Source organism: Pseudomonas sp. 25 R 14 (assembly GCF_900004755.1).
In the GTDB taxonomy this organism is placed as follows: domain Bacteria; phylum Pseudomonadota; class Gammaproteobacteria; order Pseudomonadales; family Pseudomonadaceae; genus Aquipseudomonas; species Aquipseudomonas brenneri.
On record NZ_CVTS01000046.1, the window covers coordinates 102138 to 120846 of the forward strand.

Genomic DNA, 18709 nt, shown 5'->3' on the forward strand with positions numbered 1-18709 from the left:
GAGGCCGCATCTCACTGGTGAGTATTCTCATGGAGTCGCTCGGGGGTGGATTATGACTGGCCGTAAGTGCGGTCATTTTAACGTGGCGGCTTGCGGGTCTATCGCGTCATAACAGCCAATGGGAAGTGTCATGAAAAATGTTAGCGAATTGATCGAAAGCCGAATCTCAGCGAATGCGTTCGATACGAGCCGTCGGCTCTCGGATGAGCAAATCGAAGAGTTGGTTCGTCTCGCCACGCTGGCCCCTTCATCATTCAATGCGCAAAACTGGAAAGTGATTGCCGTGCGCACGGCCGAGGCCAAGCAGCGCTTGAAAAAAGTTGCTTATGAGCAGCCAAAAATCGCCGAGGCGGCCGTTACCTTTATCATCTGCGGAACGCTGGCCCCACACAAAGGCTTGCCGGATGCTCTGCTGCCATCGGTTGAACAAGGCATTATCGAGCGTTCGGTTTTCGACACTTGGGTTGCCATGGCCAATGGGATGTACGAAGGCAATGAGGTGTTTCAGCGTGATGAAGCCATTCGCTCGGCATCACTGTGTGCAATGACCTTGATGCTGGCAGCGCAGGGGCAAGGGCTGGCTTCAGGCCCGATGATCGGCTTTGACCCGGCCGGAGTTGCCCGTGAGTTCCAACTGGCTTCGTCCGAAGTGCCTGTGATGCTGATTGCTGTCGGCTATGCACTGGCTGAAAACTGGCCACAAAAACCGCGCAAGGCCCTCAAGCAAGTACTGACTCTGGTCTAACAGCCAACACGCTCACGGGTTGTTGATTCAGCCTGTGGGTGTGTGACGGGTGACGGTTGAGCCAAAGAAGGGCACCAGTGCTGCAAATACTCCTGGCAGAAGTCCAGGTAGACGCGCACCAGTCGCGAAGGGTGGCGGTGAGACTGATAGAGCAAATGCACAGGGTTTTCTGGCATTGGGTAGTTGTCCAGCACTGACCGCAGGCTGCCTTCTTTAATGGCCTGTACCGCCAGAAAGGGGGGTAGTTCGGTAATGCAGTCGCCATTAAGTGCGCAGTTGCGCAGGTGCAGGTAGTTGTTTGTCGTAACGATGGCAGCAGGTTCGAGAGTCTGGTTACCCAGGGTCCACTGGCTGCGCGTGCTGGAGTCTTTTGACCAGGTTGCACAAGGAAACCTGAGCAGGTCATCAGGTATATGAGGTTCGCCCAGACGCTCAAGCAGGGCTGGACTGGCAACGAGTTGATGTCGATAGCTGATCATATAGCGTGCAATCAACGTATCTTGTTCAATGGCGCCAACGCGAAGCGCTACATCAATACCTTCGGCGATAAGGTCCATGCGTTGCTCCGTAAAGTAAACCGCCAGCTCTATTTGCGGATAACGCCGTTGGAAGTCGCGCAGCAATTGCCCCCAGGGTTCAAATGCGACGGGAAGTGCCACTCTCAGGCGGCCCCTGAGTTCGTCCTGATCACTTATCAGCGCTGATTTACCTTGCGCAAAGGCTTCTATGCCGCGGCTGGCATACTCATAGAGTTTCTCTCCAGCCTGAGTCAACCTTGTGCCCCGCATAGAGCGCTGCAGGAGTTGCACGTTCAATTCATGTTCCAGCTCACGAATGCGTCGACTTAAGGTTTGCAGTGGAATGTCCAGATGGATGGCGGCAGCTGACAGGCTTCCCATCTGGGCGACAGCCACGAACATTTGTATCGCGTTGAGATCCATCGTCACCTCTCTTATCGTTATCTGAGGTCTTGACCATGGCAGATGTTGATCGTTGCATCGCTCTGGCTGAAAAACATCAATACCTTCTGGCTTGCCATCTCGTCCTGCCCGCAGGTGCGGGCAGTTACATGAGGCGCTTTACATGTAGCAGAGCAAAGTTCAGGTAGGTTCGCACGAGGTTGGATGGATGCCGGTGCGATGGATAAAGCAGATTGATCTCCATTTCCGGGAAGGGGTGCTTTTCCAGGAGCACGACTAATTGCTTGTTCCTTATCGCCTCCATGGCCATGAACGGTGGTAACTCGGTTACCAGGTCCCCGGCCAGCGCTCGGGTGCGTAAATGAGCATAATCGTTGGTTGCTATTATGGGGTCTGGCTTGAATGCCTCTTTGCCGAGTTGCCAGGTAGCCGTAGCGTCCTGGCTCCAGGCGCCGCAGGGATAATTGTGTAAGTCCGCGACTTTATCGGGCATGCCTGAACGCGTCAGCAGGGTGGGAGAAGCGACGAGGATGTGGCGATAGGCCAACATCCGGCGAGCCACCATGGAGTCATGGGTAATAGGACCGATGCGCATGACCACATCAATGCCATCTTCGATCATGTCAATCCGCCTGTCGCTGGTATAGACCTGCAACTGGATGTTTGGATAGCACTGCTGAAACGCCGACAACACTTCCCACCAGGGCTCCAGCGATGGGGGAAGCGAAAGCCGTAAGCGCCCCCTGAGTTGTGCCTGGTCGCTGATCAGGGCCCGTTCGCCATCGACCAGCATTTCCAGCCCGCGGCTGGCGTGTTCGTACAGCCGTGTGCCCGCGTCGGTGAGGCGCGTGCCATGGACCGAGCGCTCCAGCAACTGCACTTGCAATACACGTTCTAGTTCCCGGATTCGCCGGCTGAGTGTTGCGAGTGGCATTTCCAGGCGCTCGGCGGCGGCCGTGAAGCTGCCACATTTGGCAGTGGTGACAAACATTCGAATGGCATTGAGGTCCATGGTGCTACTTCTATTCTCTGAGTGCAGTCTTGACCGTAAAGACATTGTTTGTTGTGGTGCAGTTAAAGGCCGTGCCAAGAGGGAAGGTTTAAAAAGGGGCAGGCTTGTGGAACGGGGTGTGAAGGTGGGTTCGCACCCCGTTAGTACACTTTTATGCTGTTCGAAATTAACCTTCGCCCTGTATGGGGTCAGTGTTAAACGTATACAAGACAATCTTCCAACCTTGGCTGGTTTTGTTGAGCACGAAAACTTCGCGGTTCAGGTCAGTGACAGGCTTGCCATTCTCCATAACGGTCGCACCTTTATGGTGATGTGTACGGATGACCGCCGCATCGCCATACAGGTTAATTGCGTCATAGGCGAAGACGGTTTTGAATTTGGCTATTTTAAATAATGCATCGTAGCCTTCGGTCTTTTGCTGGGCGGTCGTATAGGTAGGCTTGTTATTCCACTCTGCAACGCTGTCGGCGGCAAACAAACTTACTATTTTTTTGGTGTTGCCTTCGTTCAGTGCTTGCTCATATTGGCGGACGACATTGTAGGCTTCTTGTTGCACGCTCTTTATTTGCGGATCACTGGAGTACGGCAGTGCATCATTGCCTTCTGCCGCGGTTGCGCTGGCGGCGGTGAAGAAGGTAAAGGCGCTGGTCATGGCCAATGTAAGAAGCTGGGTGCGAATCAGATTTGTTGTTTTCATGCATTCCCTCTACAGGTGTTTCGTGTGGCATTGATTACGAAGTTGTAATGTAGGCATCGGTCAATGCACTACTGGCCGCCAGTGGCAAACAGTGATTGTCATGTCGCTGGTGTCAGTATCCTGCCTTACTTTTATCCCAGGATGAACTGTCAGGGATGATAGGGAGCCATCTATAAATGAGAGGATGTTGTTTTGCAGCGAGAAAGTGTTTGCGCTTCAATACTGTTTCTCTTGGAAGGTCCTGTGCTGTTTTGTTTAAAGGGTTCGGGTTTTATTGCCTTTCACATATGGGAGTCGGTATCTCATTTCTGAGGGTTAACACTCAGTGGTGATTGCTGGATATTAAATTTAGATAGCGCCGGGCAAGCCATTGACTGAGGTGAGATGATGAAAGGTAAAATCGTTCTTGAGGAGCACGTAAGTTCTGAGCTGAACAACAGTGTGTGGGACTCTTCGGGCGAGGCAGCCAGGAATGGTCAGGCTTATATGGATGACGTTGAATGGCGCTTGCTCGACAGTGACCGTCGAGTTGAGGAAATGGATGAGAACGCTATTGATATCTCAATCGTCTCCCTGACGTCGCCTGGTGCCCAGGGCCTACTCGATACTAAAAAATCTATCGATTTTGCCAGGCAAACCAATGACTACATTCGTGAGCGCTTTGTGGACAAGCATCCCTCGCGTTTAAAAGCATTTGCCACTGTAGCGCTTCAGTCACCGGCTGCTGCGGCTGACGAATTGGAGCGTGCGGTCAAGGATTTGGGGTTTGTCGGTGCATTGATCAACGGTTACACCAATATAGGCCATGTCGACAGCGCCCAATACCTGGATGAGTCGCCTGTCTGGGAGTTTTGGGAGCGTGTAGCGGCGTTGAATGTTCCCGTCTACCTGCACCCTCGTGAACCGTTGCCCAGTCAGCGCCGTATCTATGAAGGTTATCCATCTCTTGTCGGTTCAGCCTGGGGGTTTGCCCATGAAACGGCCACCCATGCGATTCGTTTGATGCTCAGTGGGCTTTTCGACAAGTATCCCAACCTGACTGTCATTCTCGGGCATTTGGGTGAAGGTTTACCGTTGATGCTGCCACGGTTGCAGCATCGTCTGAACATGCAGCGTGAGGGTGTGGGGCTTGGCAATGCCAAACAATCAGTCGGGCATTATTTATCGAACAACTTTTATTTAACCACGGCAGGGCACTTTCACACGAAAGGCTTGCTGGACTCCATCAGTGAAATTGGCGTAGACCGCATGCTGTTCTCCGCTGATTACCCCTATGAAAGCATGAAGACCGCCAGCACATGGTTTGATAATGCGCTGATCAGTGATAACGACCGTATGAAAATCGGCCGTGAGAATGCGCTCAAGTTATTTGCGTTGTAAATAGTCACCGTGTTGTCGCGGGTGGAAGTTATTTTGATCCGCTGGTGGAGGTCTTTTCCGTGTTGAGAATATTGGCTCTTAAAAATACGCGTCTCTGGATATTAGTGGTTGCATTGTCTGGCGCTCCGATCTCGATGGTCAGTGCTGACTCATCCAGAGCTGATAACCGTACAGAAGTGAATGCTGCACAACAGGCGATCACACAATTGATTGATCAGTTTGTTGCGAGTTGGAATCTGCATGATGCCAAAAAACTCAGCGAGCTTTTTGCGGTGGATGGAGATTTTATCGGTATTACCGGAAGCAAATGGGATAACCCGGCAAAGATTTACCAAGTTCACAGTGAATTATTCAAGGGGCGTTATGACAAGAGCGTCTATGCCATCAGCGGTGTTCCGCAAATCAATCTTGTCAGCCCGGATGTAGCGATTGTGCACTGGCGCTGGAGCATCAAAGATGTTCGAGACGACAGCGGCAAAGTAATGCCTCCCTATTCGGGGATATTTACCTGGGTCCTGGTGAGGAGCAATTCGAACTGGAAAGTGCGCTCGGCACAAAACAATACCATTACCCAGCCTTAGCGATTGAGCAGGAGAAATAATATGACGAGTACTCTTGGTACTATAAACGTGATTATTGTCGGTGGTGGCTCCGCCGGTGCGGTACTTGCCCGTCGCTTGAGTGAAAGCAACGGGCGCCAGGTAGTCCTGCTCGAAGCTGGGCATAGTTATACCTCCAGCAACTATCCCGAGATCATCGCCAAGAGCGATATTGTCGGAGCCAATGGCAACCCCGAGTTTGAATGGGGATACAAGACCCAGCCCGGCTACATCGACCATCCCATTGGTGCCGTGCGCGGCAAGGTGCTGGGAGGCAGTTCGGGTGTCAATGGTGCTGTAGCGATTCGTGCCCGGGAGGCTGATTTCCAGCGCTGGAATCTGCCTGGCTGGAGCTTCGAGCAAATGCTGCCCTGGTTCAAAAAACTGGAAACCCACAGCGGCGGCGAGAGTGCCTTGCATGGTCATGACGGGCCGCTTCCCGTGCATCAATTGAGCCGCGCGGATGTGACCCCCATGCAGCGTGCTTTTATCGACGCTACGGTGGCCAATGGTTTCAAGGTGATCGAGGACTTTGACGGGTCGCAGGCCGACGGAGTCGGGCCATATCCGATGAACGTGGTCAACGGCGTGCGCGTCAATACGGGCATGGCCTATCTGACAGACCCCGTCCGCTCGCGCCGCAACCTGCATATTCGTCCCGACACGTTGGTGGATAAGGTGTTGTTCGATGGCAAGCAGGCCACGGGGGTGCAACTGGCCAATGGCGAAAAGCTCCTGGCCGACGAAGTTATCCTCTGTGCCGGTACCTATGGCAGTGCCGCGATCCTGCTGCGCTCTGGCATTGGTCCTGCTGCGGATCTGCAGGGCCTGCAGATTCCACTGGTGGCGGACCTGCCAGTGGGTCAGCACCTGGTGGATCATCCGTTCTACTACAACGCGTATGCCGCGCAGCCCGATCAGATCGGCAGTCAATCCCCGGCAATCGGCGCCAAGCTCTGGACTCATAGCAGCACAGCCCAGGGCGGTGAACTGGATTTGCATATCACCGCCACCCACTTGTTCCCGCATGAGCAGAGCCCGACCAAGGTGGGGTTTGTGCTTGCCGTGGCGCTGACTCGGCCTTTGTCCACGGGCAAGGTGACGCTGGTCAGTCGCGACCCGCTGGTGGCCCCGAAGATCGACCTCAACTTTCTTGCCCAAGAGCAAGACCGCCAGCGCCTGCTGGAAGGGATTCGCTTGTCTCGCAGGATCGGTGCGAGCGCGCCCTTGAGCCAGTTTGTTCATTCAGAACTCAATCCCGGTGCGGGCGCCGACTCCGACGAGGCGCTGCTGGCCAGTGTTCGGGCAAGTCTTGATACCTACCATCACCCCACGTCTACCGCGCCTATGGGCCATGCAGGCGATCCGCGGGCGGTGGTTGACCTGGAAGGCCGGGTCCTGGGGCTGCATGGCCTGCGGGTGGTGGATGCTTCGATTTTTCCTGATGTGCCTTCTGTCGCGATCAATATCACGGTGATTGCCACCGCCGAAAAAATTGCCCACCTCTATCGCTGAGTGAATTTATAAAATGAATCCAACTACCGCGCTGAACTGGATTGATGGTCAATGGCTTGATTCTGGCGACTACAAAGAGTCCTTTGACCCCGCGACCTCCAACGTCATTGGTCGCTATGCCAATGGCGGACAGAATGAGGCACAGAAAGGCATCGAGGCGGCACGTCGGGCATTTGTGCAAACGGCCTGGAAAGACGACCGCCACTTGCGTGCCCAGGTACTGCTGGAGTTGGCGGATGCGTTTGAGCGTAACACTCCCGCGTTGATCGAAATCCTCGCGCTGGAAAATGGCAAGATCAAGCCCGAGGCACAGTTTGAAGTCAGCATGGTGCCCTCCAAGTTGCGTTATTACGCGGCGCTCGCCAGGGCCGAATACGGACGGGCCGCCGAACCGAAGCCCGGCAAGATTTCCCTGGTCATCCGCCAGGCCGTCGGGGTGGCAGGCATCATTGCGCCTTGGAACTCACCGGTTGTACTGATGATCCGCTCCCTGGCCCCGGCCCTGGCGGCGGGCTGTACGGCGGTAATCAAAATGCCCGGCCAGACAGCCCAGACCAACACGTTGGTATCGCGGATCATGTCGCAAGCCGTCTCGTTGCCCAAGGGGGTCATCAACTTGTTCAGCGAGCTCGGGCCGCAAGGTTCCAAGCATCTGGTTGAGTCCCCCGACGTACCGGTGATCAGCTTTACCGGCAGCACGAGTACCGGTCGCAGCATTTCAGCCGTCGGCGCGCAACACCTCAAGCGCTTTGGCCTGGAGCTGGGAGGGAAAACACCCATGGTGGTGTTTGCCGATGCTGATCTTGAGGCGGCAGTGCCGACCCTGGAAAAGGCCCTGACGGTTTTCGCTGGACAGTTCTGCATGACCGGCTCGCGTCTGCTGGTGCAGCGCGATATTGCGCCTGTATTGATTGAGCGCCTGGCCGCCCGTCTCAAAGCGGTGCGCGTCGGCCCGGCAGCGGATCCCGCGAGTGAAATGGGACCCTTGATCGACAAGGCCAACGTGCAACGCGTCAACAAGGTGGTTGAGGCGGCGATTGCTGCCGGAGCGCAGGTCATCGTGCGCGGTGGTCCGGTCACTGAGGGACCGTTGGCGCAGGGGGCGTTTTACCGTCCGACGCTGCTGCAAGTAAACGACGCGGACATGTCGATCGTGCAGTATGAAACCTTTGGGCCGGTACTGACCCTGCAAGTCTTCGACACTGAAGCCCAAGCCATCGAGTTGGCCAACAACAGCGAATACGGCCTGGCCGCGAGCATCTGGACACGGGATATCGACCGTTCCCTGCGGGTTGCCCGTGAGCTTGAGGCGGGGACGGTGTGGGTCAACGATTGGGCGGTGGTCTACGACGAGTTCGAAGAGGGCGGGTTCAAACAATCAGGTCAAGGGCGGCTCAACGGGATGGCGGCCATGGATGATTTCGTTGAATACAAACACATTGCCCTCAACCCTGGCCCGCGCCAGTGACTGTGCAGGTTTGAGTTCGTGGGCTTCTTGAAACCACTGGCGACGGTAGTGCTGACAGGGATGCTCGCAATCTCTGGGCCAGTAGTCGCCAATCAGGATAAGTTGCAGATCCAAAGGAGCGTGCCTATGTCACAGAGTCAGCTGTACGACGCGTTGCTAGACGCTCTCTACGCAACGTTTGGCAACCATCCGGGGTTTCGCATTGCGCATGCCAAAGGCGTATTGGTCGGCGGTACATTTGTTGCGTCACAAGCTGCGCAAGGCCTGAGTAGGGCGGCTCACTTTCAGGGAGAAGGTGTGCCCGTGCTGGTACGGTTCTCGAACTTCAGCGGTGTGCCGTCCACCCGCGATGGTGATCCCAGTGCGAGTCCCCATGGCATGGCCATTCGATTTGAACTGCCGGGTGGCCAGTCAACGGATATTGTCGCGCACTCTTTCGACGGCTTTCCCGTTGCCACCCCTCAAGCGTTTCTGGCATTTTTGCAGGGGATTGCTGCCAGCGTCGCATCGCCTGCCAATCCGGCGCCGCTACAGGCGTTCCTGGCAGATCACCCCAGGGCGCAGGCATTCCTTGAAGCGGTTAAGCCGGCTCCTCGCAGTTACACTTCGATCGAGTATTTTGGGGTCAATAGCCTGGTGTTTGTTGATGCCCAAGGCGGGCGCCATATTGGTCGTTATCGCATCGAGCCGCAGATCAGGGAGCCGTTGCTCGGTGATGAGCAATTGGCCACGATGCCTGATGATTATTTGCAACAGGCAATGGCTGGGCGCCTGGGTGTCGGGCCTGTGAATATGCGCCTGATTCTGCAACTGGCCGCGCCCGGCGATGCCGTTGATGACGGTTCCATCCCGTGGCCTCGCAAAGGGGCGCAGGCCCACCGTGAAGTCGAACTGGGCATATTGACGTTGCGCACCCTGGTCCCGGCATCGCAGCAAGCCGTGGCCCAGCAAGTCATGGCCTTTGACCCTGGGCGCCTGGTAGATGGCATAGAAACCAGTAGTGATCCGATGATTGCTGCGCGGCACGAGATCTATCGGCGCGCCGCTTTGCGTCGGCGTCAACCGTAAGGGCGCGCGGTGTTATCGACCAACGCTTGCTTTTTCATGATCGACTCTCGCCACCAGGGCTGATGTAAGCGGCAGTCTCAAGCACCCGCCACAGGATGGGGGTGCTCAAGTGCGACGGTTAGCTGCTGCAGGCGGCAACAGCGGCCTGATCAATAAACGCGGCAACTTCGATCGGTCTTGATGCCAGCGAAGCGTGACTGGCGTGCAGGGTGATGACCTTTTGCGCATTGAGTCGGTTGGCCATGCGCTGTTCGTTTTCGGGGGCGATCATGCGGTCATCACTGGAGATCTGATACCACGAAGGTTTTTTCTTCCAGGCCGGGGCGCTGATGGTGTTGGCGAAGGTACTGACCAATGGTGCTTTTTGCGTGACGCCCATCACGATGGCTTCATCGGCGCTGAGGTCCTGGCAGAAGCTCTCATGGAACAGCTCGGGCTTGACCCAAAGATAGCCGTCGCTGTCAGGCACAAGGTTGGCGGCTGCGACAGGCGGGTGTGCCTGGGTGATGCTTGCAGGGCTCTCGCCTGCGTCAGGTGCAAAGGCGGCTATGTACACCAGGCCGATGACATTGGGTTGGTCACCCGCCTCGGTAATGACCGCACCGCCATAAGAATGGCCCACCAGCAGAACCGGCCCCGATTGTTGGGCGATCATCTTGCGAGTGCGTTCAGCGTCTTCGGCCAGTGAGGTCAGCGACAGTTCAACGGCATGGATGTTCGTATAGCCTTTGTGTGTCAGCTCAACGATAACCTTGCTCCAGTGTGCAGCCCCGCCCCAAAAACCGTGTACCAATAGCACAGCAGGTTTAGTTGTCATGTGTGTCACTCCTCAGTGCATGGATGCGTTTGCACGCTTTGAAAAAGCTAATGCCATTTGAATTTCATGAGTAGGGTCGCTGGCGAGAGGCAGGATCCCGTTCTTGAGAGAGGAGATGACTTATGCGTGAGTCAGATCGGTCGAATGGGCATCGAACCGTGCAGGATGCTTTATGTGCTGCCGGGCAAAATCCAGATAGGTCTGCACAATGGGCGAGGGATGCGGGTGTGAAGCGTAGTGCAGTGTGATCTCCAGGTCAGGGAGCGGGTGATCCTCCAGCAAGGCAACCAACTGCTGGTTTTTGATGTGCTCCATTGTCATGAAGGGAGGCAGCTCGGTCACCACGTCACCGGCCAGGGCGCGGTTGCACAAATGGGTGTAGTCGTTGGTGACGATCGTCGGCTCAGGTTTGAATATTTCCTTTCCCAGGCGCCAATAAGCCGTGGTGCCTTGGCTCCAGACGCCACAAGGGAACTGGTGCAAGTCTTTGACCCTGGCGGGCACCCCCAGGCGCTGAAGCAATGCGGGGGCCGCCACCAGCACATGGTGGTAAGCGAGCATCCGTTGAGTGCTCAAGGAGTGCCCGGTGCAACGGCCAATGCGCATGCTCACATCGACACCTTCTTCGATCATCTTGATGGGCCTGTCGCAGGTCCGGACCTGCAGCACAATGCCTGGGTAACGCTGCTGGAACCTTGAGAGCATCTCCCACCATGGCGTGAGCGAGGACGGTAGTGAAAGCCGCAAGAGCCCTTTAAGCCGAGCCTGATCGTTGAGCAAGGCGCGTTCGCCATTGGCCAGTATCTCAAGGCCCCGGTTGGCGTGCTGGTATAGGCGCATGCCGGCGTCGGTGAGGCATGTGCCGTGCACCGAGCGTTGCAACAGCTGCACATTGAGCTCGCGCTCCAGGTCCCGGACCCGACGGCTGATGGTGGCAAGTGGAATGCCCAGGTGCTCGGCAGCGGCCGTCAGGCTGCCGGATTGCGCCGTGGCCGCGAACATGCGGACCGCATTCAGATCCATGCTGCAGTTTCTTGGGGCTTTGAGTCACAGGCACATCGCCTGGATAAGGTTGTCGTGGCGACGGCGTCTGCCAGGCCCTGAAGCAGCCGCCGCTCACTGTTCTCGCTATCGGGGTTGGCGCACACGATCAAGGGGTTCTTGAAGGCCGCCCGTAGCCATCGGCAAAAGCCTTCGGGGTAGGCCGGCCCTGTGCCCGGCAGCCATTGCACCAGGTGCAGGTAAGCAATGTTGCGGTGGTTAAGTTCCTCGGCCAGGTACAGGGCCATGGCGTGGGGTTCGCGATCTTCAATGTCATTGAGGGTGCCCCAGGGGGACAGGCGCACACCAATGCGCTGCGCGCCTAGCACCCTGATCAACTGATCGACGATTTCCAGCAGGAACCGGGCACGGCTTTCCAGTGATCCTCCATACTCGTCCTGGCGCAAATTGCTACCAGTGGCCAGAAACTGCTCAATCAGATAGCCGCTGGCGCCATGAATCTCAACCAGGTCAAACCCGGCAGCCATTGCATTGACGGCGGCGTCCACAAACGCCTGTTGGGTCACGTGAATGTCTGCCAGGGTCATTTGCCTGGGGCTCGCGGCCGGCACCCCGATGCCTGCGCCTTGGCCATTGCAGATGAACACCTCTGAGCGGGCTCGGATTGCCGAGGGGGCAAGGGGCGGGTGATTGTCCGGTTGCAGGTCACGGTGGGACACGCGACCCACATGCCAGAGCTGGGCGGCAATCAAGCAGCCGGCTTGATGAAAACGGTCGGTAACGACTTTCCAGCCGGCGACCTGCTCGGCTGAATAAAGACCCGAGGCATCGGTATGGCCCTGGCCTTCGGGGCAGACAGGTGCCCCCGATGCAATCACCAGCCCGGCATCCACGCATTGAACGCTGCAAGGCCTGGCTGACTGGGACGAGGAGGGCACTTGGGGGGTAAAAATCCTGCGGTTTTTCAGCGTCACAGTCCCGATATCCAGGGGTGTAAGTAAGCGCGTTGTCACGGAGTGCATCCTCTGGTACCGCCAGGAAAACCGGGGCTATATACATAACGATCGCTATGTAATAATTCAGGGCAAGTGATCGTGTCAATATTTTTTGTAGTGATCGTTATTATCAGGAGGGGGAAACATGGCTGAACGAGGAAGGCCGCGCGCCTTTGACCGCGGGCACGTGCTGGAACAGGCAATGGATGTGTTTTGGTTGCGGGGATACGAAGGGGCATCGTTGACCGCACTGACCCAGGCCATGGAGCTCAACCCGCCAAGCCTGTATGCCGCCTTCAAGAACAAGGAAGGTTTGTTCCGCGCCGCGCTGGATCACTACCTCACCCATCATGGCGCCTATCGCTACAGCGTCCTGGCAGACGCTGCGACGGCTCGCGAGGCGGTGGAGGTTTTGCTCAAGGAGACGGTCACGCGGTTTTATCGCAGCCATCCGCCCCGTGGCTGCCTGGTGGTGCTGGCGGCGTTGTCCGGAACCCCGGAAAGCCAGGTAATCCAGGACGAGCTCAGCGCACAGCGCAGAGAAACCCACCGACTGATCGAGTCGCGCATTCACCAAGGCCTGTGCGACGGAGATGTGCCGGCAGAGACGAATGTTCAAACCCTGTCGGGTTTCTACACCACCGTCATGTTTGGCCTGAGCGTGCAGGCCAAAGACCAGGTCCCGTATGAACAGATGATTGCGTTTGTGGACACCGCGATGGGCGTATGGCCACCGTTGCCGGTGTGATTCTGTAAGACGTCAGGGCGATACCCTACTGTTCTTGTCCTTCCATAAATGAGAGAAAGGTTGTCATTCTGAGTGGTTAATATCCAAACCTGATTGATAGATAGTGACGTCACTGGCTCAACGCCGGAACCTTCAAATCAATCGGAGCTTCATGATGACCATCAAATCTGTTCTCAGCCGTTACGAAACAGCCCTCAACACTAACGACATCAAAACCATCCTCGACTTGTACGGCAGCGAGCCGGTGTTCATGCCTCAGCATGCACCTGCCCTGGTCGGCCGTGACGCCGTGCAAGCTGGTTACGAGCAGGTCTTCGCCACCCTCAAACTGAATGTCAAGTTCAGCATCCACGAGATAGAGGAAGTCGGTAACTGGGCCTGGGTACGCACCTCCTCGGCGGGTACCACACACATTCTGGCGGCCGGGATTGATGTGACCGAGGGCAACAATGAGTTGTTTGTGTTCCGCAATGAACAAGGTAACTGGAAGATTCATCGCTACCTGTTCGCCACCACTCAACCACGCGCCTGAGGTCATCACCATGAAAGCTTTTGTCATTGAACAAGCTGGCACGCCTGATGCCTTGAAGCTACGCGACATTCCCTCTGTGCAACCCTCGGACGATGAAGTCAGGATCCGTGTCCGGGCATTGGGCCTCAACCGTGCCGAGACCTATCTGCGTGCCGGGAAAATGGGCCCGATCACCGCTCCCCGAGTGCCAGGTATCGAGGCAGTGGGTGAGGTGATTCATGACCCGTCGGGCACTTTTCGCACCGGCCAGCGTGTTGCTACGGCCATGGGAGGGATGCAGTTCGCCCGCAATGGCAGTTATGCCGAAGAGGTGACGGTGTTGCGCAGCAACGTGATCTCCCTGGACGGTTCGACGCTGTCATGGGAAGAGCTTGCCGCATTGCCTGAAGCCTACCTCACGGTGTGGGGCGCGTTGGACAAGAGCCTGGCGATTGAGCCAGGGCAGACGCTGCTGGTGCGGGGTGCGACGTCTTCGGTCGGCCTGGCGGCACTGACCTATGCCAAGGCCCGTGGCTTGAAAGTGATTGCCACGACCCGTTCGGCAGACAAGATCCAGCGTCTGCGTGAGATGGGGGCTGATGAGGTGGTGGTCGACAACGGCGCGATTGCCGAACACGTGCGCCAGTTGGTGCCTCAAGGGGTGGATGCGGTACTGGAGGTGGTCGGTGCGGCAACCCTGCGCGACAGCCTCAAGACCGTGCGCCCATTCGGGGCGGTCAGTGTGATCGGTTTGCTGGGCGGCGCGCCGATCCTGGAGCAGTTGCACTTGATGCAGGACCTGCCTTCGGCGGTGAAGCTGAACTTCTTTGGCAGCGGCTTGCTGGGCACGCCGGACATGCCCCTCAAGGACAGCCCCCTGTTGTGGATTGCCAAAGAAGTCGAAGCGGGGCGCATGCCGTCGATCCGTACGAAAACCTTCGATTTCGAACAGATCCCTGATGCTCATCGCCTGATGGAAAGCGATGGGGCCCTGGGCAAACTGGTTGTAAAACTCTGACATTAAGGAGTACATCATGCGGACTTCATTCCTGGCGCTGACCTTGGGCGCCTTGCTCCTCCCCGCCCTTGCCCTGGCCGCTCAACCGGCCCCTGAAAAAGAGGATGTGAAAGAGGCGGTCACAGCCCAACTGAACCATTATCAGGCGGCGCTGAACGCTTCTGACCTGGATCAGGTGATGGCGCTTTATGCACAGGACGCGGTGTTCATGCCGCAAAACAGTTTGCCGGCGGTCGGGCGTGACGCCGTACGCCAGGCCTACCAGCAGGTCTTCGCCGCGATCAAACTCAACATACGCTTTACGATTGACGAGATTCGACCGCTGTCACGGGATTGGGCTTTTGCACGCACGCGCTCCAATGGCACCGCCACGCCACTGGCAAGTGCTCAACCTGGTGGTGCTGAAGGGAATCAGGAAATCTTCTTGCTGCATCGGGAGGCCGATGGGAAATGGCGTTTTGCGCGTTACATTTTCTCTTCTACCAACGCTCCCAGGTAGTTGCGAATGGAGGCCATGCCTCGGATGGCAGGCACACAAAAACGCCGCTCGGTTATGAGCGGCGTTTTTGTGTGTCAGCGATTCAAACTCGGGGAAATGGACCCGCCAACAGAGCGGATCCAGACAATCAGTCAGAGTTTCGGCAACTGCCCGATACGCCCCATCATTTCGGTGACGATCTGCAGGTCCAGCAGGAACTGCTCGGTGGTCTTGAACTCGTTGTCGGTGTGGCCGGTGTATTTGACTTCAGGTCGTGCCAGGCCGAATTGCACGCCGTTGGGCAGGTCATGCACGGATGTCGCGCCGGCTGAGCTGCGGAACTTGTGTTCCATGCCCAGGTTTTCCGCAGCTACGATCAGCAACGTCTTGACCCATTCGCCCTCGGGGTTACGGTACATCGGCGCGGCAATCGAGTAATCGAAGGCCGGTATGATGCGGTTCTTGATGCTCCAGGCGCTTAGTTTGTCGGCGATTTCTTTCTTGAGTTTTTCCGGCGACTTGCCTTTGGGCACTCGCAGATTGACCGCCAATCTGAAGGTTTTTTCATCCATTGCGACAAGGGTCAGGGATGCGGTCAGTGGGCCCATGAAGTCATCGGAGAAACCCACACCCAATTTGTTGCCCAGGTAGTCCAGGCCCCAGTTATCGGCGGAGTAGCGGGCGGCGTCGGTAATCTCGTTATGTTTGAGTGCAACTTTGCCGTTCAGGCTGTTGATGAAGTCCAGCATTCGCGCCACCGGGTTGATGCCCGACTCTGGCGTGGAAGAGTGAGCGGATACGCCTGTCACGGTCAGCCTGACTTCTTTGTCGACCACCTTGGCTTCGACCGTGAAATCATTGCCATTGGCCTTGACATAAGCAGTGCCGGCTTGCTGCAGGCTGGTGGCCAATTCGGCGGGTGTGTCGCTGTGCAGTATCGCGACTGACGTCGAAGGAATCTGGTTGGTTGCAAGGCCGCCGGTCATCGAGAGGATTTCGGCGCCATTGCCCTCGCCCTTACGCCGGGTGAAGGTGGCCATTACGGTGCCATAGCCTTTCTCGGCGATCACTACCGGGTAGCTGCCATCCAGCGCCAGGTTATAGGTGGGTGTCGGGTTGCGTTCTAGGTAGTAGGGGATCGCGTCGCCGGTGGTTTCTTCAGTGGTGTCAACCAGCAGCTTGAAGCTGCGTGCCAGCGGCAGTTTTTCTTCCTTGATCACCCTCATGGCATACAGTGTGACCACGATGCCGTTCTTGTCATCTTCGGTGCCCCGGCCATACATGCGGTCACCGACCAGGGTGACGTCGAAGGGGTCGAGTACGGTGCCGTCTTCCAGCACCCAGTTCTCTGGTGTCACCGGCACCACATCCGCGTGGGCATGAAGGCCGACGACTTCATCCCCCGTGCCCTCTAGGGATATTTCATAGACGCGGTTGTCGACATTGCGAAAGCTCAGGTTGAAGGATTGCGCCAAGGCCTTGATCTTTGCGGCAATCTTGAAAAACTCAGGATTTTCATGCTGGGGAACACCCTCGATTTGGACGGTTGGAATGACCACCAGTTCACGTAGGGACTCGGTGGCAGCTGCGCCGTATTTAACCCGTGTATAGAGCCCCAACAGGCGATAGACGTCGTTCTGCTGCTCTGCAGTCAGCACCTTATTGTTGAGAAAAGCCTCGATTGCCGGGCCCAGGTTGGCGGTTTTCGCCACATCGCTCTTAGCCAGGTTGCCGAGGAACGTACGGAAATCCTTGATCGAGGCGTCATTCAGGCTTTTGAGAATAGTCGCACTCTGCTGCGGGTTGATGCTGGCGACGGCAGACACGCTAACCGAAGACAGGCTGGCAATCATCAGAGTGGCAGCGGCCAAGTGTTTGAGGGAAAGGTTCATTGTTGGGGCATTCCTTTGCTGGTGGCTTGTAAGATGTTTCTGAAGTCTGTGTCGGAAACACTTCTAAACACTAGCAGCACTTTTGAGAGGGAGGGGCCTTTGATGGGGTATGTCCTATGGCAATATGCAAATGCCGCCTCTGGCCAATACTGGCATTCTCAGGTTTATCGCGGTTGAGTCAGTCCAGGCTGTAGCGCACCGACAGGGTGCCTTTTTTCTCGGACAGGCCGAGGATGGTGACCTGGCCCACTTGGGCAAGCGCTTGCACATGGGTGCCGCCACACGCGTAGGGCGGCAGGTCGCCAAAGCCGACTTCCCGGCTATCGCCGTCCAGCACCATGTGGCGTGGCAAGTCTGCGGCGATCCACTGGTTGACCTGGTCCTGCAGGGTTTCGGCCTCCATGACTTGCGCCGACTCGCCACGGATAAAGCTGATCTTGCCTTCGCCGGGCCAGTGGTGGGCCTTGATCGGCATCCAACCCAGGGTTTCGCCAGCGTTGCCGATCAAATGCCCGGCCGAATGCAGGCGCGCATGCAAGGCGCGCCGTTGTGCGTCGATGCGGGCCTGGGTGGGGCCCGGCGTGAGGGGGCGGTCGACGTAATGCACGATGCGCCCGGCTTCCTGCACGACTTTCACGACGGTGCTATCCCCCAGCCAGCCGGTGTCAAAGGGCTGGCCGCCGCCCTGGGGGTGGAAAATGGTCGATTGCAGTACCACTGCAAACTGTTGTTCATGGGGCGTGCACTCCAGCACATCGACATCGGCAACCAGGTGGTCGTGGGTAAAAAACAGGCGCTGGGTCATGGTCTACATCCGCATCAGGGTTCTACCGGGCAGTATAAATAGTGCTCGGATGAGTGATAATCCATTCAAATATCAATGGACCTGTGCGTCATGAGCATCAATCTTCCTCTGCCACTGCTGGGCGAAATGGCGATTTTCGTCAAGGTTGTGGAAACCGGCAGTTTCTCCGAAGCGGCGCGCCAACTGGGCGCTTCGCCATCGTCCGTGAGCCGCAGCATCTCGCGCCTGGAACAGGCCCTGGCCACGCGTTTGTTGCAGCGCACCACGCGCAAGTTGCGCCTGAGTGAGGGGGGTGAAGAAGTCTTCAAGCGCTGCCAGGAGATGGTCAACGCGGCGCGCTCGGTGATGGAAATCAGCGGCCAGTACACCCACGAGGCCGAAGGACTGGTGCGAGTCAGCGTGCCCAAGGCGGTGGGGCGGTTTGTGGTGCATCCGCACATGCCGGAGTTTTTGCGGCGTTATCCCAAGGTCGATGTGCAATTGATCCTGGAGGATCGGCAGGTGGATATGATCGATGACAATGTCGACTTGAGCATCCGTATCACCGACAGCCCGCCGCCGGGGTTGGTGGGGCGCCAGTTGTTGCCGATCGAGCATCTGCTCTGTGCCACGCCGCAGTATTTGGCCGCGCACGGCACACCGCTGCATCCCCATGACTTGCTGGAACACAGTTGTATTTACCTGGGAGAAACCCCCGGGGACGCACGCTGGAAATTCCGCCAGGCAGGCAAGACGGTGACGGTCGGCGTGCGCGGCCGGTACGCGGCCAACCACACGGGAGTGCGGTTGGATGCGGTGCTGCAGGATGTCGGGATTGGCAGCTTGCCGTACTTCACCGCGCGGCATGCATTGGAGGAGGGGCGCCTGGTGCAGGTCTTGCCGCACTGGGATTTCATTGCCTCGTACCATGGGGATGCCTGGTTGCTGCATTCACCCACGCGGTACCTGCCGCCGAAGCTGCGGGTGTTTATTGATTATCTGGTGGAATGCATGGCGAAGGAGCCGACGTTGCGCAGGCGGTAGGAACAATGCGGTCGAA

Annotated in this window: 19 protein-coding genes; 11 read left to right on the forward strand and 8 right to left on the reverse strand. The window is 57.1% G+C overall.

Annotated features, from left to right (window positions below; all coding sequences use genetic code 11):
• The first annotated feature begins 130 nt into the window (after positions 1 to 130).
• Positions 131 to 745: a nitroreductase family protein gene (locus BFQ03_RS15840; RefSeq protein WP_090290690.1), complete on the forward strand. Its 615-nt coding sequence runs from the start codon at positions 131 to 133 to the stop codon at positions 743 to 745.
• Here the strand turns inward: BFQ03_RS15840 and BFQ03_RS15845 are convergent.
• The 3 genes from BFQ03_RS15845 to BFQ03_RS15855 form a co-directional block, all read right to left on the reverse strand.
• Positions 742 to 1686, reverse strand: coding sequence for a LysR family transcriptional regulator (locus BFQ03_RS15845; RefSeq protein WP_065943524.1), 945 nt, complete (start codon positions 1684 to 1686; stop codon positions 742 to 744). The genes BFQ03_RS15840 and BFQ03_RS15845 overlap by 4 nt on opposite strands.
• Positions 1687 to 1810: 124 nt before the next feature.
• Positions 1811 to 2677, reverse strand: a complete 867-nt coding sequence (locus tag BFQ03_RS15850) for a LysR family transcriptional regulator (protein ID WP_032859247.1) — start codon at positions 2675 to 2677, stop codon at positions 1811 to 1813.
• Positions 2678 to 2843: 166 nt separating this feature from the next.
• Positions 2844 to 3374 carry a YybH family protein gene (locus BFQ03_RS15855; RefSeq protein ID WP_204839926.1) on the reverse strand — a complete coding sequence of 177 codons (531 nt, stop codon included), beginning with the start codon at positions 3372 to 3374 and terminating at the stop codon, positions 2844 to 2846.
• A 387-nt stretch (positions 3375 to 3761) separates the two neighbouring features.
• On the opposite strand from BFQ03_RS15855, the gene BFQ03_RS15860 reads away from it, so the two are divergent.
• From BFQ03_RS15860 to BFQ03_RS15880, 5 genes are all read left to right on the forward strand, one after another.
• Positions 3762 to 4754: an amidohydrolase family protein gene (locus BFQ03_RS15860; RefSeq protein ID WP_065943544.1), complete on the forward strand. Its 993-nt coding sequence runs from the start codon at positions 3762 to 3764 to the stop codon at positions 4752 to 4754.
• 59 nt (positions 4755 to 4813) lie between these two features.
• Positions 4814 to 5335 carry an SgcJ/EcaC family oxidoreductase gene (locus BFQ03_RS15865; protein WP_139115698.1) on the forward strand — a complete coding sequence of 174 codons (522 nt, stop codon included), beginning with the start codon at positions 4814 to 4816 and terminating at the stop codon, positions 5333 to 5335.
• 21 nt (positions 5336 to 5356) lie between these two features.
• Positions 5357 to 6868, forward strand: coding sequence for a GMC family oxidoreductase (locus tag BFQ03_RS15870; protein WP_065943525.1), 1512 nt, complete (start codon positions 5357 to 5359; stop codon positions 6866 to 6868).
• A gap of 13 nt (positions 6869 to 6881) precedes the next feature.
• Positions 6882 to 8336: an aldehyde dehydrogenase family protein gene (locus tag BFQ03_RS15875; protein ID WP_032859251.1), complete on the forward strand. Its 1455-nt coding sequence runs from the start codon at positions 6882 to 6884 to the stop codon at positions 8334 to 8336.
• Positions 8337 to 8462: 126 nt separating this feature from the next.
• On the forward strand, positions 8463 to 9404 hold the full coding sequence (locus tag BFQ03_RS15880) for a catalase family peroxidase (protein WP_065943526.1): 942 nt from the start codon (positions 8463 to 8465) through the stop codon (positions 9402 to 9404).
• A gap of 118 nt (positions 9405 to 9522) precedes the next feature.
• Here the strand turns inward: BFQ03_RS15880 and BFQ03_RS15885 are convergent, their stop codons facing one another.
• The 3 genes from BFQ03_RS15885 to BFQ03_RS15895 form a co-directional block, all read right to left on the reverse strand.
• Positions 9523 to 10221 (reverse strand): alpha/beta hydrolase, encoded by a 699-nt coding sequence (locus tag BFQ03_RS15885; protein WP_065943527.1) that lies wholly within the window; start codon positions 10219 to 10221, stop codon positions 9523 to 9525.
• A 120-nt stretch (positions 10222 to 10341) separates the two neighbouring features.
• The gene (locus BFQ03_RS15890) at positions 10342 to 11244 is read right to left on the reverse strand and encodes a LysR family transcriptional regulator (protein WP_065943528.1); all 903 of its coding nucleotides are present in this window, start codon (positions 11242 to 11244) and stop codon (positions 10342 to 10344) included.
• On the reverse strand, positions 11235 to 12236 hold the full coding sequence (locus tag BFQ03_RS15895) for an oxidoreductase (RefSeq protein ID WP_175403903.1): 1002 nt from the start codon (positions 12234 to 12236) through the stop codon (positions 11235 to 11237). Before BFQ03_RS15895 ends, BFQ03_RS15890 begins: the two co-directional genes overlap by 10 nt.
• 127 nt (positions 12237 to 12363) lie before the next feature.
• Between BFQ03_RS15895 and BFQ03_RS15900 the strand changes: the two genes are divergently transcribed.
• From BFQ03_RS15900 to BFQ03_RS15915, 4 genes are all read left to right on the forward strand, one after another.
• Positions 12364 to 12966 (forward strand): TetR/AcrR family transcriptional regulator, encoded by a 603-nt coding sequence (locus tag BFQ03_RS15900; RefSeq protein ID WP_065943530.1) that lies wholly within the window; start codon positions 12364 to 12366, stop codon positions 12964 to 12966.
• A gap of 154 nt (positions 12967 to 13120) precedes the next feature.
• The gene (locus BFQ03_RS15905; RefSeq protein WP_065943531.1) at positions 13121 to 13498 is read left to right on the forward strand and encodes a YybH family protein; all 378 of its coding nucleotides are present in this window, start codon (positions 13121 to 13123) and stop codon (positions 13496 to 13498) included.
• 10 nt (positions 13499 to 13508) lie between these two features.
• Positions 13509 to 14495 (forward strand): zinc-binding alcohol dehydrogenase family protein, encoded by a 987-nt coding sequence (locus BFQ03_RS15910; protein WP_065943532.1) that lies wholly within the window; start codon positions 13509 to 13511, stop codon positions 14493 to 14495.
• Positions 14496 to 14511: 16 nt separating this feature from the next.
• Positions 14512 to 14994 carry a YybH family protein gene (locus BFQ03_RS15915; RefSeq protein ID WP_032859262.1) on the forward strand — a complete coding sequence of 161 codons (483 nt, stop codon included), beginning with the start codon at positions 14512 to 14514 and terminating at the stop codon, positions 14992 to 14994.
• 131 nt (positions 14995 to 15125) lie between these two features.
• Here the strand turns inward: BFQ03_RS15915 and BFQ03_RS15920 are convergent, their stop codons facing one another.
• Entirely contained in the window at positions 15126 to 16865 is a 1740-nt protein-coding gene (locus BFQ03_RS15920) for a dipeptidase (RefSeq protein ID WP_065943533.1), read from the reverse strand.
• 178 nt (positions 16866 to 17043) lie between these two features.
• Positions 17044 to 17670: an alanyl-tRNA editing protein gene (locus BFQ03_RS15925; RefSeq protein WP_065943534.1), complete on the reverse strand. Its 627-nt coding sequence runs from the start codon at positions 17668 to 17670 to the stop codon at positions 17044 to 17046.
• Between the two features lie 90 nt (positions 17671 to 17760).
• On the opposite strand from BFQ03_RS15925, the gene BFQ03_RS15930 reads away from it, so the two are divergent.
• Entirely contained in the window at positions 17761 to 18693 is a 933-nt protein-coding gene (locus tag BFQ03_RS15930; RefSeq protein ID WP_065943535.1) for a LysR family transcriptional regulator, read from the forward strand.
• Positions 18694 to 18709 lie beyond the last annotated feature (16 nt).